The organism is Thiomonas intermedia (genome assembly GCF_002028405.1).
In the GTDB taxonomy this organism is placed as follows: Bacteria; Pseudomonadota; Gammaproteobacteria; order Burkholderiales; family Burkholderiaceae_C; genus Thiomonas; species Thiomonas intermedia.
Window position 1 is genome coordinate 2197911 of the sequence record NZ_CP020046.1, and the last position, 13057, is coordinate 2210967.

The window sequence follows — 13057 nt, forward strand, 5'->3', positions numbered from 1 at the left end:
AACAGGAGAGGAAGACTGTAAAACTTGGTGAGCGGCAAGCGCCCGCTTCAGGCTGCCAGGTCGAGGTCTTGCGGCGCCAGCATCTCCAGTTGATCCACGGCTTTGCACAGCGCGTCGAAGCATCGCGGATCGAGCGCGGTGCCCACGGTCTTGGACATGATTTGCAGGGTTTGCGCGATCGGCACGGCGCCACGGTAGGGGCGGTCGGCGGAAATGGCGTCGAAGATGTCGGCCGTGGTGATGATGCGGGTTTCCAGCGCGATGTGGTCGGCGGTGAGGCGGCGCGGGTAGCCCGTGCCGTCGAGGCGCTCGTGATGCGCGCCCGACACGCGGGCAAGCTCGGAGAAGGCGCTGATCCGTCCCAGAATGCGCTCGGTGTAGGTGGCGTGCATCTGCACGGCCTCCCACTCGGCCGCGTCGAGCTTGCCCGCCTTGTCGAGCACGGCATTGCTCACGCCGAGCTTGCCCACGTCGTGCAGCAGCGAGCCGCGGTACAGCCAGCGGCGGCGCTCGGACGGGAGGTCGAGCTGGGCGGCGATGTGGTCGGCGTAAAGCGCCACGCGGGCGCTGTGTCCCGCGGTGTAGGGGCTCTTGGCGTCGACGATCTGGCCGAAGGCGGCGGCGATTTCGTCGAGATAGTCTTCATCCAGCGGCACGCAGCACTGCGCCGGTTCCAGGGCGAGCACCTTGCTGCCGAGGTCGGGGTCGCGCAGCGTCTGCCAGAAATCGTCTTGTTCGGAGAGGGCGAGGAAGGCATCGACCAGTTCGGGATCGAACCAGCCGCCGCGACGCCGACGCACCTCGTCGCGGGCCTCGGCGGGGCCGCTGGCGGTGAAAAACACGTCGACCACCTGCGACAGCAGGGCCAGCCGGGCGTAGAGCGGAATCTGCTCGCCCTTCAGACCCTCGGGCTTGCCGCTGCCGTCCCAGTGTTCGTCGAGGCCGTGGATGCCCTGCGCCACGTTCTCGGGAAAGCGCAGTTGCCGCGCGATGTCGGCGCCGCGCTGGCAACGGGTCTGAATGAGTTCCTGGGCGATGTCCCGGCCATTGCGGAAGATATTGAGCGTGGCCCGGAAACGCTCGGCCAGGCCGCTGCGCAAGCCGGTATGGTCGAGCACGAAGCGCAGCACATGCGGCAGGCTGCCGTCGACCCGCTTGAAGTCGCGCTTGAACTGCAGGTCTTCGGTGAGGTAGAGCTCGCAGATGCGGGCGGCGTTGCTGCTGCAGCCCAGATCCTTCAACAGCAGGGTGTAGTAAAGCTCCCACTGCTGCGGTGCGGGAAGGCCGATGGCGCCCCCCACCGACATGCCGATCCAGGCACAGCGCACGCAGTGGCCTTCGGGCTGGCCCTCGGTCATGTCGAGCGCATGGCTGAGCGCGCTCATCAGCTCGGCAAGTTTGAGTTCGTTCATGCGAGCAGCTTAAAAGCCCGGGATTACCCCTATTTGCTGCATCGCGTCATCACACCGGGTCTTGTGTGAAATTTCTCACGGAAAGGCGGTTGGCATGGCTGCCGCGCGGAAATGGCACCCTCCCTACAATGGCGTTTTATCTCCCCGGTCCGCTAGACCGAAGCCGTTCCGATGAACGCCCCCGCTTCACACGCTCCCGAATTGCTTCCCGCGCTGGGTCAGGGCCCGGCCGATGAGGCCCCGCGCCTGCGCGAGATTCCCTACAACTACACCTCGTTCTCCGACCGCGAAGTGGTGATCCGCCTGCTGGGCGAGCAGGCCTGGACGTGGCTCAATCAACTGCGGCAGGAACGGCGCACCGGGCGCTCGGCGCGCATGCTCTACGAGGTGCTGGGCGACATCTGGGTGGTGCAGCGCAACCCCTTCCTTCAGGACGATCTGCTGCAGAGCCGCAAGCGGCGCGCCGCACTGATCGACGCGCTCGAACACCGGCTGCGCGAAATCGACCGCCGCCGCGACGACAGCGCGCACAGCCCAAGCCCGGACGCGCAGCGCGACGCCCTGGTGCGTCAGCTCCTCGACCGTGCCCGTGGCGCCGTGGCCGCCTTCGCCACCTGGTTCGACGAGGCCGCGGCGCTGCGCCAGCGCGCCCGCAAAGTGCTGGGGCGGCACAGCGCGCAGGGCGCGATCCGCTTCGACGGCATGGCGCGGGTGAGCCATGTGACGGACGCCACCGACTGGCGGGTGGAGTATCCCTTTGTCGTGCTCTGTCCCGACAGCGAGTCGGAAATCGCCGGGCTGGTGCAGGGCTGCATCGAGCTGGGGCTGACCATCATTCCGCGTGGAGGCGGCACCGGCTATACCGGCGGGGCCATTCCGCTGGTGTGGAAGAGCGCGGTGATCAACACCGAGAAGCTCGACCGCATCGGCCCGGTCGAATACCTGGAATTGCCCGGCGTGGCCCATCCCGTACCCACCATTCAGACGCCGGCCGGCGTGGTGACGCAGCGCGTGGCCGATGCCGCCGACGCCGCCGGGCTGGTGTTCGCCGTCGATCCGACCTCGGCCGACGCGTCCTGCGTGGGCGGCAATGTGGCCATGAACGCCGGTGGCAAGAAAGCCGTGCTGTGGGGCACGGCCATCGACAATCTGGCCTTCTGGCGCATGGTCGATCCGCAGGGCCGCTGGGTGGAAGTGCAACGGCTCGATCACAATCTCGGCAAGATTCACGACGTGGAGGTCGCCCGCTTCGAGGTGAGCACCTTCGCCGCAGACGGCGTGACACTGCAGTCGCGGCGGCTGCTGGAAATTCCCGGGGCGCGGTTTCGCAAGGAAGGTCTGGGCAAGGACGTGACCGACAAATTCCTGGCGGGCCTGCCGGGCGTGCAAAAGGAAGGTTGCGACGGCATCATCACCAGCGCCCGCTGGGTTCTGCACAAGATGCCGCCGCATGTGCGCACGGTCTGTCTCGAATTTTTCGGTCAGGCGCGCGAGGCCATTCCCAGCATTGTCGAGATCAAGACCTTTCTCGACGACCGGCCCGGCGGGGCCATTCTGGCGGGGCTTGAACATCTGGACGATCGCTATCTCAAGGCCGTGGGTTATGCGACCAAGAGTGCCCGCGGCACGTTGCCCAAGATGGTGCTGTTCGGCGACATCGTCGGCGAGGACGAAGCGGCCGTGGCCCGTGCCGCCTCCGAGGTGGTGCGCATGGCCAATGCGCGGGTGGGCGAGGGCTTCATCGCGGTGAGCGCCGAAGCGCGCAAGAAATTCTGGCTCGACCGCAAACGCACCGCGGCCATCGCCCGTCACACCAATGCCTTCAAGATCAACGAGGACGTGGTCATTCCGCTGCCGCGCATGGGTGAGTATGTCGATGGCATCGAGCGCATCAATGTCGAGCTGTCGCTGAAGAACAAGCTCGCGCTGGTGGCCGAGATCGACCGTGCGCTGCGCGGCACCTTGCCTCTGGCCCGCAACGAGGAACTGGGCGACGGCGGCGCCGCGCTCTCGCCCGAAGACCTCGAGGCCAAGCGCGCCCAGGCGCTGGAGCTGCTCGCTGGCGTGCATGCGCGCTGGTCGTTCTATCTCGATCATCTCGATACGCCGCTGTCGGCGCTGCCCGCGGCGCAACGCGCGCTCGCGCCGGCGCTGTCGTCGGTGTTCGCCGGGGCTGGCGCGGCGCAGAGCACGCTGTTCCATCTGCTGCAGGACCACTCGATGCGGGCGTCCTGGAAGGCCGAGCTGCGCAAACCGCTGGCGGCGATGTTCTCAGGCGGTCTGTTCGAACCCTTGCGCCGCGAGATCGATGCCATCCATCAGCGCGTGCTCAAGAGCCGGGCCTGGGTGGCGCTGCACATGCACGCGGGCGACGGCAATGTGCACACCAATATTCCGGTCAATTCCGACGATTACCCCATGCTGCAACAGGCGCACGACGCCGTGGCCCGCATCATGGCACTGGCGCGAAGCCTGGGCGGGGTGATCTCGGGCGAGCACGGCATCGGCATCACCAAGCTGGAGTTCCTGACCGAGGCCGAGATCGGCGAATTCCGCGCCTACAAGCGCGAGGTCGATCCCGAAGGACGCTTCAACAAGGGCAAGCTGATGGGCGATCCGGCGCATCCCGCCGATCTGCGCAATGCCTATACGCCCAGCTTCAATCTGATGGGACACGAGTCGCTGATCATGCAGCAAAGCGACATCGGGGCGATCAGCGCCTCGGTGAAGGACTGCCTGCGCTGCGGCAAGTGCAAGAGCGTCTGCGCCACGCATGTGCCGCGTGCCAATCTGCTGTATTCACCGCGCGACAAGATCCTCGCCACCTCGCTGCTGATCGAGGCTTTTCTGTACGAGGAGCAGACCCGGCGCGGGGTGAGCATCCGGCACTGGGAGGAGTTCGAAGACGTGTCCGACCATTGCACGGTCTGCCACAAGTGCGTGACGCCCTGTCCGGTGGACATCGACTTTGGCGACGTCACCATGAATATGCGCAACCTGCTGCGCAAGATGGGCAAGAAGCGTTTCAAACCGGGCAATGCGGCGGCCATGTTCTTCCTCAACGCCTCCAAACCGCAGACCATCAAGCTGGTGCGCAGCGCCATGGTGGGGGCGGGTTTCAAGGCGCAGCGGCTGGCGCGGCGGGTGCTCAAACCGGCGGCCAAGGCACAGACGGCGCATCCACCGCTCACCGTGGGCAAGCCGCCGATACGCGAGCAGGTGATCCACTTCATCAACAAGCCCATGCCGGGCGGGCTGCCCAAGAAGACCGCGCGTGCGCTGCTCGACATCGAAGACAAGAACTTCGTGCCCATCATCCGCAACCCGCGCGGGACCTCGGTGGACAGCGAGGCGGTGTTCTATTTCCCGGGCTGCGGCTCGGAGCGGCTGTTCAGCCAAGTCGGTCTGGCGACCCAGGCCATGTTGTGGCATGCCGGGGTGCAGACGGTGTTGCCGCCGGGTTATCTGTGCTGCGGCTATCCGCAGCGGGGCTCGGGGCAGTTTGACAAGGCCGAGAAGATCATCACCGACAACCGGGTGCTGTTCCATCGTGTGGCCAATACCCTCAACTATCTCGACATCAAGACCGTCGTGGTCAGTTGTGGCACCTGCTACGACCAGCTGCAGGGCTATGAGTTCGAGAAGATCTTCCCGGGTTGCCGCATCATCGACATTCACGAGTTCCTGCTGGAGAAGGGCTACAGCCTCAGCCCGGGCGGCACGTCAGCGGCGGTCAAGTATCTGTATCACGACCCCTGCCACAGCCCGATGAAGACGCAGGAGCCGATGAAGACGGTGAAGGCGCTGCTGGGCGACGAGGTGCGCAAAAGCGAGCGTTGCTGCGGCGAAAGCGGCACCTTCGGGGTCTCACGCCCGGACATTGCCACGCAGGTGCGTTTCCGCAAGGAAGAGGAGCTGCGCAAGAACGAGCTGGCGTTGCGGGCCGATGGCTTTGCCGGAGACATCAAGATCCTGACGTCCTGCCCGTCTTGTCTGCAGGGGCTCAATCGGTATGGCAACGATCTGCAGCACGGCTTGCTCGAGGCGGACTACATCGTCATTGAAATGGCGCGCCACCTCATCGGCGCAGACTGGATGGCCGACTACGTTAAGGCGGCGAACAACGGCGGCATCGAGCGCGTGCTGGTGTGAGTGCGGACTGGTGCGGGCGAGAAGCCGGCGCCAGTCCGCTGTGTTTTGCCGGAACCGGAGTCAGGCGTTTTCGGTCGCCTTGTGGGCGGCTTTGGCGCGCGGATGGTGATGCGCCGGTTCGTCTTCATAGCCGCGAATCATGGCCATGATGTGCGCCATCGGGGTGTGGCCCGTGGTGGTCAGATAGACGTGCACGATAAAGAAGATCAGCATCATGTAGGCGCCCACCGTATGGGCCCAGGCGACGACCTGAAGGCTGATACCCCACTGCTGCCAGATCGGCCATGCACCCCAATCGGCGAAGAAGATCAGCCAGATGCCGCTGATCCAGATGATCGGGTTGATCATCAGCTTGACGCCGAGGTAGGCCAGACGCTGTAGTGGGTTGTGTTTGCGCGCGGCGGTCTGGTGATAGGGGTGATCCTCGCCCCGGAAGATGCCGAAGGCGTAATGGCGGGCGATCAGGAAAAGCTTGTCGAAGGTCGGGATGTACTGCTTCCATTCCCCAGTGGTGAAGTGCCAGAAGATGGCGAACACCCACAGCACCACCAGCGACCATGCGGCCACCGTGTGGATGCGTAGCGCGGTGTGGAAATCCATGCCCAGGTCATAGAGGCCGTGGATGCGAAAGCCCGAGAGCATCAACAAAATGATGAGTCCCGCCTGGCTCCAGTGCCAGAAGCGCTCGAATCGCTTGAACAGGATGACGTGTTTCTTGTGTGACATGGCGAATTCCTCGAAGAGCCTGTGGTGCGCGGTGGATCAGTGCTTCTTGCTGCCGGGCTTGTCGCGGCGGCGCAGCCACATGAAGCTGCGGATGCCGCCGTGCACGAGCACTCCGGCCAGGCTCAGCCCGGCTACGCCGAGCCCGATCATTTCGATCCAGGGTTGGTGGTCTTTGCCGCGTCCGGGGATGTAGATGCCGTCGATCTTCTCCAGCCGACCCTGGTTGGTATGGCATTGCGCGCAGCTCAGTGCCTTGTCCTTGGGGGCGACCATATGGGTGATCGGCCAGGTGGTGGTGGTCTTGACGAAGGTGTACTTGCCCGACCATTGCAGGCCCGCCTCTTTCATGCCCGCGGCGATGGACTTCTGCCAGTCCATCGTGTGCCAGTAGGCGGCGTCGTCGAAACCGGCGTTGTGGATGGCCAGCAGGCGGTGCATGTCCGGGTCGTAGGGCTGGGTGCCCTTCATGGTCTTGACGGGCCAGATGCGAGACTTGCCGTCGGTGGCGCTGCCGCCGTACTGGTTGATGGCGATGACACCATCTTTGTTCGGCACCGCGTTCTCGCCGATGTTCATCCACTTCACCGCGCCGTTGAACCAGGTGTAGTCGGGCGCCACGTTCTCGCCGAGCTTGAAGCTGCCCTTGATGCCCAGGTAGGTGGGGTGGCCGTGTTCATCCTTGATCACCAGCGGCTTGCCGTCCGGGCCGCGCTGCCCGGCCTTGGAATAGTCCCACTCCATCTTGGTGGGCACGCCGCCTCGGGCGAACTCGGGAATGTGGCAGGTCTGGCAGGCGATGTTGCGGGTGTGCATATTGAGGTCTTGCGCCAGACTGCCCTTGTGCGGTGTGTCGCCGTGGCACGACTGGCAGCTCGCTGCGCTGCCCATGTTGTGCTGGCTGCCGCGCACATACTGGCCGCCCTCGTGTTTGGCGTCGAGCTTGTAGTGGCTGCCGCTGACTTCGTGGCCGCCGGTGGCATGACAGGTCTGGCACTGGAAGTTGAGGCCGTCGCTGGCCATGTGCACGTCGAGCGACTTGGGCGGGTTGATAAGCGAGCTGTCGAGGTCGCCGTGCTTCACGCCGTCGCCCCCGCCACCGGCGAAGTGACAGGTGCCGCAGTTGGCGCGCTTGGGGTCGCCCACATGCTGGGCGATGACGGACAGGTCGATGGGCTCAATGAACTTGCCCGAGCCCGGGGGCATTTCGATGCGCGTGGTGGCCGGGTTGCCGGACTGGTACGGCGCCTTCTTGTATTTGCCGGTCTGGTCGTGGCAGACCAGGCAGTCCACATCGGTGTCGGGGCGCTTGCTAAAGGCGACGAACTCGCCCGATTTCGCATCTCCATAGCCGACGTGGCAGCCGGTGCAGAACTGCTGGTTGCTCGGCGTGGAGACGCAGAAGTTGTTCATCACCTTGTTCTTGCCGACGATGCGCTTGGAGTCCTGCTCGACTTCCTCCCACTTCCAGTGGATAGTGCCCTTGATCTGCTTGGCCGCCTCGGTGTGGCAGCTCAGACAGGCCGCGGTGACTTCGGGGCCACTTTTGAACGGACCTTGAAGCTCCTTGAACTTGCTGTGATCGGCGGTGGCCTTGGAACCCGTGGGCATCTTGGGCACCACGCGGTAGGGCGAGTGGATATCCACCTCGGCCTGCGCCGACAGCGGTGCAGACGCGGGGCTGGCCCAGGCCGACGGGGCAAGGGCCACGGCCGCGCAGACGGCAGCCAGACGAAGCCAGCGGCCCAAACGGGCAGCAGGTGCGAAGCGGTGGAAAAGCGGCATGGCGGGCACCCCAGGCGATGGCGAGATGGCAAGAGAACAATCGGTCGAGGCGCGCATCGTCACCGATACAGGTTGTTTCAAATGTGACAAGGCGCAAAAACAGCCCAGCCCGATATGCCGAAATTGCAATCTCTTGATCTGGAATAAATGAACGCCTCCCGCTGAATCCGTTTTGCCCTGCGCTGCGTAATTCGAACGACAGCGGCAAGCTCTGCGCTGTGCTCTTTCTCACTCATCCAGGAGGTTTGATCATGCAACGCACCCCAAACGCCGAACCGTCCAGCGCATCGGCCGCATCCCCCGAGGCGGGCGCCGGCCGTCGTCAGTTCTTCCGCGTCGGCGGCCTGTTCGCCGCCGGACTGGCGGCCTCCAGTGCGCTGACGCCGGTGGCCAGTTGGGCGGGCACGCCGTCCACATCGTCAGCCCAGGACATCGCCATTCTCAACACCGCGCTGGGTCTGGAGTACCAGGCCATCGCCGCCTACCAGGTGGGTGCCGAATCGGGCCTGCTGCAAAAGCCGGTGCTCGATGTGGCCGTCAAGTTCCAGGGCCAGCACAAGGCCCACGCCGAAGTGCTCGCCTCGACCATCGGCAAGCTCGGCGGCACGCCGGTCATGGCCAAGAAGCCCGCGGAATATGGTTTTCCGACCGGATCGCTGAAAACGCAGGCCGATGTGCTGGAGTTCGCCGCCGGGCTCGAAAAGGGGGCGGCCAGTGCCTACCTCGGCGCGGTACCGCAGTTTCACAACAAGGACCTGGCCAAGGCGGCCGCCAGCATCATGGGCGACGAGACGATGCACTGGGCCGTTTTGCTGGGCGCCCTGGGCAAGGATCCGGTGCCCGCGGCCTTCATCGCCTGATGGTGGGTTCGGGTCTGTATGGGCAGCGGGAGCGGCGTGATGTCGTTAACATGCGTCGCGAACCTGCCCGCTCTGCTGCAAGCCTGGTGTTGGCCGAGCCGCGCAAGCCGGGTTCCCCGCCGCGCCTTTCTCATGCCCGACCTTCAATCCCTGCTCGCCTATACCGCCCTGGCTGACCGCGACGCGTTCAGCCAGCTTTACGCGGCCACGCAGAACCGGGTCTGGGCCATCTGCCTGCGCCTGTTGCGTGAGCGCGCAGCGGCCGAGGAGGCGATGCAGGATGCGTATGTGAAGATCTGGCATCAGGCCGGGAGCTATCGACCGTCACTGGGCAGCCCGGAGGCCTGGCTGTCCGCCCTGGTGCGCAACACCTGCCTGGACCGCCTGCGCGCCAGCAAGCGTGAGGCTCAATATGTCGTACCCCTGCAGGGTGACGATGACGATCTGCCGGAGATCCCGGATCACCGCACGCCCGAACACCTGCTCGAAGCGGGTCTGCAGGGCAGGCAGATGGAGGATTGCCTGGGCCAGCTGCAGCCGCGCCAGCGCGATCTGCTTGCGGCGGCCTATGTGTTGGGACAGTCGCACGCCGAGGTCGCGCGCGAGCGGGTGATGCCTCTGGGAACCGTGAAGACCTTGATCCGGCGCGCGGTGCTTTTTCTCCGCGACTGTCTGGGGGAGGGCGCGCGATGAGTCTGCCCAAGCGTTATCTCAACGCCGATCTGCTGCAGCGCCTGGCGGCCGATTGGCTCACCGGCGGCCTCAGCTCGGCGGCGCAGCGGCGGGCTCAGCTTCTGCTGGAGCAGAGCCCCGCCTTCGCCCAGGCGGTGCGCGATTGGCGCGAGCGGTTCGACGCGGCCTTGTTGTCGTCGCCGCAACTGGGCCGCCCTTCCGAATCGGTCTGGCAGGGCATCACGGCGCGCCTCGGCGCAATCCCGGAGATGCCGCAGTCGGCGGTCAGTGGGGCGGCAGGCTGGGGCGTGCACGCCTGGAGACGGCTGTCCTTGCTGCTCGGTGGCGTGGCCGTGGCCGCGGTGGCGTTTTCCGTCGTGGTGCTGGTCCAGAACCCGGGCCAGGGCAGCCGTGCCGTGGCGCCTGTGCAGATGGCCGCCCTGATGCATGGTGAGGGCGGCCAGGCCGCCGTCGTCACCGTGCAGGACAGTGCGCTGACCCTGACCGCCGTCGGCGCCATGACGCCTCCTCAGGGCAAGAGCTACCAACTCTGGTTGCTGCCTACCGAAGGCGCCCCGATTTCACTGGGGGTCGTGGCCCAGGGGCAGACGCGATACCCCCTGCCCGAAGCCGCACGCGCGCACCTGACGCAGGCCAAGGCGTTTGCCGTCAGTGTGGAACCGCCGGGCGGGTCTCCAACCGGCTTGCCCACAGGGGCGGTCATCATGGTGGGCGCCGCACAGCGCGCTTGAAGCCGTGTCTGTTCACGCGCCCTGTCCGTTGTGCCTTGGCGAAGGCGAGCATGTCGTCTGGCGTGGTCCTGCCTTTCGACTCATTCGGGCCGCTGACCCCATGCTTCCGGCGCTGTATCGGGTGGTGTGGAACACGCATGTGGCCGAGTTCAGCGATCTGAGCGCGCTCGATCGTCTGAGCTGCATGGACGCGGTGGTGCTGGCGGAGCAGACGCTGCGCGCCACCTTGCAGCCCGACAAGATCAACCTCGCCAGCCTGGGCAATGTCGTGCCGCATCTGCACTGGCACGTCATCGCCCGCTGGGGCTGGGATGCCTACTGGCCGCAGTCGGCCTGGTCCGCCGCGCAGCGCCCGGCCGATGATGCCCGGCTGGACGGCATCCGTGAACAACTGCCTGTGGTCGATGCGGCCATGCTGCAGGCCTATACAACCCGTTTCGGGGGTGCATAGCGCCCGCCCCGGACGCCTCCGGTCGAGTCGTCGCGGTGCTCAGACATACTCGCCCTTGCTCAGATCGTGCTCGCCGCGCTCGTGGATGAAGTTGGCGCGACCGACGATGAGGTTGTCCACTTCCCCGATGCGCTCCACGTCCTTGCCGGCGTAGGGCAGCGAGTGCAGCACATAGCGCATGGCGTTGAGCCGCGCGCGCTTCTTGTCGTTGGACTTGACCACGGTCCATGGTGAATCGGCCGTGTCGGTGTGGAAGAACATGGCCTCCTTGGCGCGGGTGTAGTCGTCCCACTTGTCGAGCGAGGCCATGTCGATGGGCGACAGCTTCCACTGCTTGAGCGGGTGCACCTGCCGCTCCTTGAAGCGGCGGCGCTGCTCGTCCCGGCTGACCGAGAACCAGAATTTGATGAGGTGAATGCCGCTGCGCACCAGATTGCGTTCGAATTCCGGCGCCTGGCGCAGAAACTCGGTGTATTCGGACGGCGTGCAGAAGCCCATCACCCGTTCGACGCCGGCGCGGTTGTACCAGGAGCGGTCGAAAAGGACGATCTCGCCCGCCGTGGGAAGGTGCTGCACATAGCGCTGAAAATACCATTGGCCGCGCTCGACTTCGCTGGGTTTCTCCAGCGCCACGACGCGGGCGCCGCGGGGATTGAGGTGCTCCATCACGCGCTTGATCGTGCCCCCCTTGCCGGCGGCGTCGCGCCCCTCGAACAAGATGATCACGCGCTGGCGGCTTTCCTTCACCCAGGCCTGGAGTTTGAGCAGCTCGGTCTGCAGCACGAACTTCTCGCGCTCGTAATCCCGGCGCAGCATCTTGTATTTGTAGGGATAGCCACCCTTGCGCCAATCTTCGGCCAGCTCATTGCTGGTGCGGTGGAGCACGGGCTCGGGACTGCCCAGACCCAGCGCTTCGCGCATCGCCTGGGCGTCATCGGGTGCGTCTCCCGCCAGAATCGCCTGGACGCCCGCGTCGCTCTTGGCCTCGGCGGCTGTTGTGTTGAGGACGGTAGCCAGCGCCGCCAGCTCGGCCTGCCTAGCGGCCTCCTGCGATTGATCGACGACGTAACGCCGGACGCCCTCCGGCGTCAGGACGGGGGGAATATCGCCTTCGGAAACCTTGTTGTGGCGGGGCGTGCGTCGTTGTGTGGCGGCTGGCGCGGCTGGGCGTGCGGTGCGTGACGGGGTCTTGCGAGAGGGGCGGGCTTGGGTCATGGCGAACTCCGAAGGGATGTTGTCGTTATAGGCCCGAAGAACTCCGCGCCACAATGACTTTGAGCAAACCGCGGCGCATCTGCGCCGTCTTCAACTTGACCTGACCCCGGCCCATTCCATGCCCAGATCGTGGTCGATGGCGAAGTGATCGAGCACGCGCGCCAGGCTGGCATCGACCATGGCGTCGATGCTGCTGGGCCGAAGGTAGAACGCGGGAAGCGGCGGGAAGATGAGGCCGCCCATCTCCGTCACCGCCGTCATATTGCGCAGGTGAGCCAGATTGAGCGGCGCCTCGCGCGGGAGCAGCACCAGCTTGCGGCGCTCCTTCAGGCAAACGTCGGCAGCGCGGGTGATGAGGTTGTCGCAGAAGCCGTGGGCGATGGCCGCCAGCGATCGCATGGAGCATGGCGCAACCACCATGCCCAGGGTCGAAAACGAGCCGCTGGCAATGTCGGCGCCGATGTCGCCGACCGGATGGACGACGTCTGCAAGCGCCTCGACCGCCTTGCGATCCAGGTTCATTTCAACCTTGAGATTGAGGACGCCTGCCGCGGAGATGAGCAGGTGCGTCTCCACCGTGTCCAGACGTTGCAAATGCCGCAGCAGCCGCACGCCGTAGACAATGCCGGTCGCCCCGGTGAGTGCAACGATCAGGCGCGGTCGCTTCATCGCAAGGGTCGGCGCGGCCGGGTGTGGCACCAGGCTCGCTTACTTGAGGCCACCGAGGAGGGTCTGCAGTTCACCGCTCTGGGCCATCTCGGTCATGATGTCCGAGCCGCCGATGAATTCACCCTTGACATAGAGCTGGGGGATGGTCGGCCAGTTGGCATAGGCCTTGATGCCCTGGCGAATGGCGTCGTCCTGCAGCACATCCACCGCCTTGATCTGGCTGGCGCCGCAGGACTTGAGCAGTTGAACCGCGCGCCCCGAAAAGCCGCACATGGGAAATTGCGGCGAACCTTTCATGAACAGCACCACGTCGTTGTTCTTGACGATTTGATCGATCTGCTCTTGCACGCTGGACATGGTCGTGTT

The 13057-nt window shown here is 65.3% G+C and carries 12 protein-coding genes; 6 read left to right on the forward strand and 6 right to left on the reverse strand.

Annotated features, from left to right (window positions below):
• Positions 1–47 precede the first annotated feature (47 nt).
• Positions 48–1412, reverse strand: coding sequence for an HD-GYP domain-containing protein (locus BVH73_RS10245; protein ID WP_079418378.1), 1365 nt, complete (start codon positions 1410–1412; stop codon positions 48–50).
• A 171-nt stretch (positions 1413–1583) separates the two neighbouring features.
• Between BVH73_RS10245 and BVH73_RS10250 the strand changes: the two genes are divergently transcribed.
• Positions 1584–5564: a DUF3683 domain-containing protein gene (locus BVH73_RS10250; RefSeq protein WP_079418380.1), complete on the forward strand. Its 3981-nt coding sequence runs from the start codon at positions 1584–1586 to the stop codon at positions 5562–5564.
• A gap of 60 nt (positions 5565–5624) precedes the next feature.
• On the opposite strand, the gene BVH73_RS10255 is transcribed toward BVH73_RS10250, so the two are convergent.
• Together BVH73_RS10255 and BVH73_RS10260 are read right to left on the reverse strand one after the other, a co-directional pair.
• Positions 5625–6290: a cytochrome b/b6 domain-containing protein gene (locus BVH73_RS10255; protein WP_079418382.1), complete on the reverse strand. Its 666-nt coding sequence runs from the start codon at positions 6288–6290 to the stop codon at positions 5625–5627.
• A gap of 36 nt (positions 6291–6326) precedes the next feature.
• Entirely contained in the window at positions 6327–8072 is a 1746-nt protein-coding gene (locus tag BVH73_RS10260) for a tetrathionate reductase family octaheme c-type cytochrome (protein WP_079420523.1), read from the reverse strand.
• Here BVH73_RS10260 and BVH73_RS15810 point away from each other — a divergent pair.
• The 5 genes from BVH73_RS15810 to BVH73_RS10280 all read left to right on the forward strand — a co-directional run bounded on the left by BVH73_RS15810 (position 8071) and on the right by BVH73_RS10280 (position 10807).
• Positions 8071–8223: a hypothetical protein gene (locus BVH73_RS15810; protein ID WP_154048471.1), complete on the forward strand. Its 153-nt coding sequence runs from the start codon at positions 8071–8073 to the stop codon at positions 8221–8223. The genes BVH73_RS10260 and BVH73_RS15810 overlap by 2 nt on opposite strands.
• A 100-nt stretch (positions 8224–8323) precedes the next feature.
• Positions 8324–8932, forward strand: coding sequence for a ferritin-like domain-containing protein (locus BVH73_RS10265; RefSeq protein ID WP_079418384.1), 609 nt, complete (start codon positions 8324–8326; stop codon positions 8930–8932).
• A gap of 132 nt (positions 8933–9064) precedes the next feature.
• Complete coding sequence (locus tag BVH73_RS10270; RefSeq protein WP_079418386.1) at positions 9065–9625, forward strand: sigma-70 family RNA polymerase sigma factor; 561 nt, start codon at positions 9065–9067, stop codon at positions 9623–9625.
• Positions 9622–10356 (forward strand): anti-sigma factor, encoded by a 735-nt coding sequence (locus BVH73_RS10275; RefSeq protein WP_079418388.1) that lies wholly within the window; start codon positions 9622–9624, stop codon positions 10354–10356. Before BVH73_RS10270 ends, BVH73_RS10275 begins: the two co-directional genes overlap by 4 nt.
• A gap of 4 nt (positions 10357–10360) precedes the next feature.
• The gene (locus BVH73_RS10280) at positions 10361–10807 is read left to right on the forward strand and encodes an HIT family protein (protein WP_079418390.1); all 447 of its coding nucleotides are present in this window, start codon (positions 10361–10363) and stop codon (positions 10805–10807) included.
• A 39-nt stretch (positions 10808–10846) separates the two neighbouring features.
• On the opposite strand, the gene ppk2 is transcribed toward BVH73_RS10280, so the two are convergent.
• The 3 genes from ppk2 to grxD all read right to left on the reverse strand — a co-directional run bounded on the left by ppk2 (position 10847) and on the right by grxD (position 13048).
• Positions 10847–12022: a polyphosphate kinase 2 gene (gene ppk2, locus BVH73_RS10285; protein ID WP_079418392.1), complete on the reverse strand. Its 1176-nt coding sequence runs from the start codon at positions 12020–12022 to the stop codon at positions 10847–10849.
• Positions 12023–12112: 90 nt separating this feature from the next.
• Positions 12113–12691 (reverse strand): UbiX family flavin prenyltransferase, encoded by a 579-nt coding sequence (locus tag BVH73_RS10290; RefSeq protein ID WP_079418393.1) that lies wholly within the window; start codon positions 12689–12691, stop codon positions 12113–12115.
• 39 nt (positions 12692–12730) lie between these two features.
• Complete coding sequence (gene grxD / locus BVH73_RS10295; protein ID WP_079418395.1) at positions 12731–13048, reverse strand: Grx4 family monothiol glutaredoxin; 318 nt, start codon at positions 13046–13048, stop codon at positions 12731–12733.
• Positions 13049–13057: the final 9 nt, after the last annotated feature.

Bases quoted from the DNA above. Each gene is read 5' to 3' on its own strand.
- BVH73_RS10245 (WP_079418378.1), bottom strand. From the start codon at position 1,412: ATGAACGAACTCAAACTTGCCGAGCTGATGAGCGCGCTCAGCCATGCG.
- BVH73_RS10265 (WP_079418384.1), top strand. From the start codon at position 8,324: ATGCAACGCACCCCAAACGCCGAACCGTCCAGCGCATCGGCCGCATCC.
- BVH73_RS10250 (WP_079418380.1), top strand. From the start codon at position 1,584: ATGAACGCCCCCGCTTCACACGCTCCCGAATTGCTTCCCGCGCTGGGT.
- BVH73_RS10260 (WP_079420523.1), bottom strand. From the start codon at position 8,072: ATGCCGCTTTTCCACCGCTTCGCACCTGCTGCCCGTTTGGGCCGCTGG.
- BVH73_RS15810 (WP_154048471.1), top strand. From the start codon at position 8,071: ATGGCGGGCACCCCAGGCGATGGCGAGATGGCAAGAGAACAATCGGTC.
- BVH73_RS10255 (WP_079418382.1), bottom strand. From the start codon at position 6,290: ATGTCACACAAGAAACACGTCATCCTGTTCAAGCGATTCGAGCGCTTC.
- grxD (WP_079418395.1), bottom strand. From the start codon at position 13,048: ATGTCCAGCGTGCAAGAGCAGATCGATCAAATCGTCAAGAACAACGAC.
- BVH73_RS10275 (WP_079418388.1), top strand. From the start codon at position 9,622: ATGAGTCTGCCCAAGCGTTATCTCAACGCCGATCTGCTGCAGCGCCTG.
- BVH73_RS10290 (WP_079418393.1), bottom strand. From the start codon at position 12,691: ATGAAGCGACCGCGCCTGATCGTTGCACTCACCGGGGCGACCGGCATT.
- ppk2 (WP_079418392.1), bottom strand. From the start codon at position 12,022: ATGACCCAAGCCCGCCCCTCTCGCAAGACCCCGTCACGCACCGCACGC.
- BVH73_RS10270 (WP_079418386.1), top strand. From the start codon at position 9,065: ATGCCCGACCTTCAATCCCTGCTCGCCTATACCGCCCTGGCTGACCGC.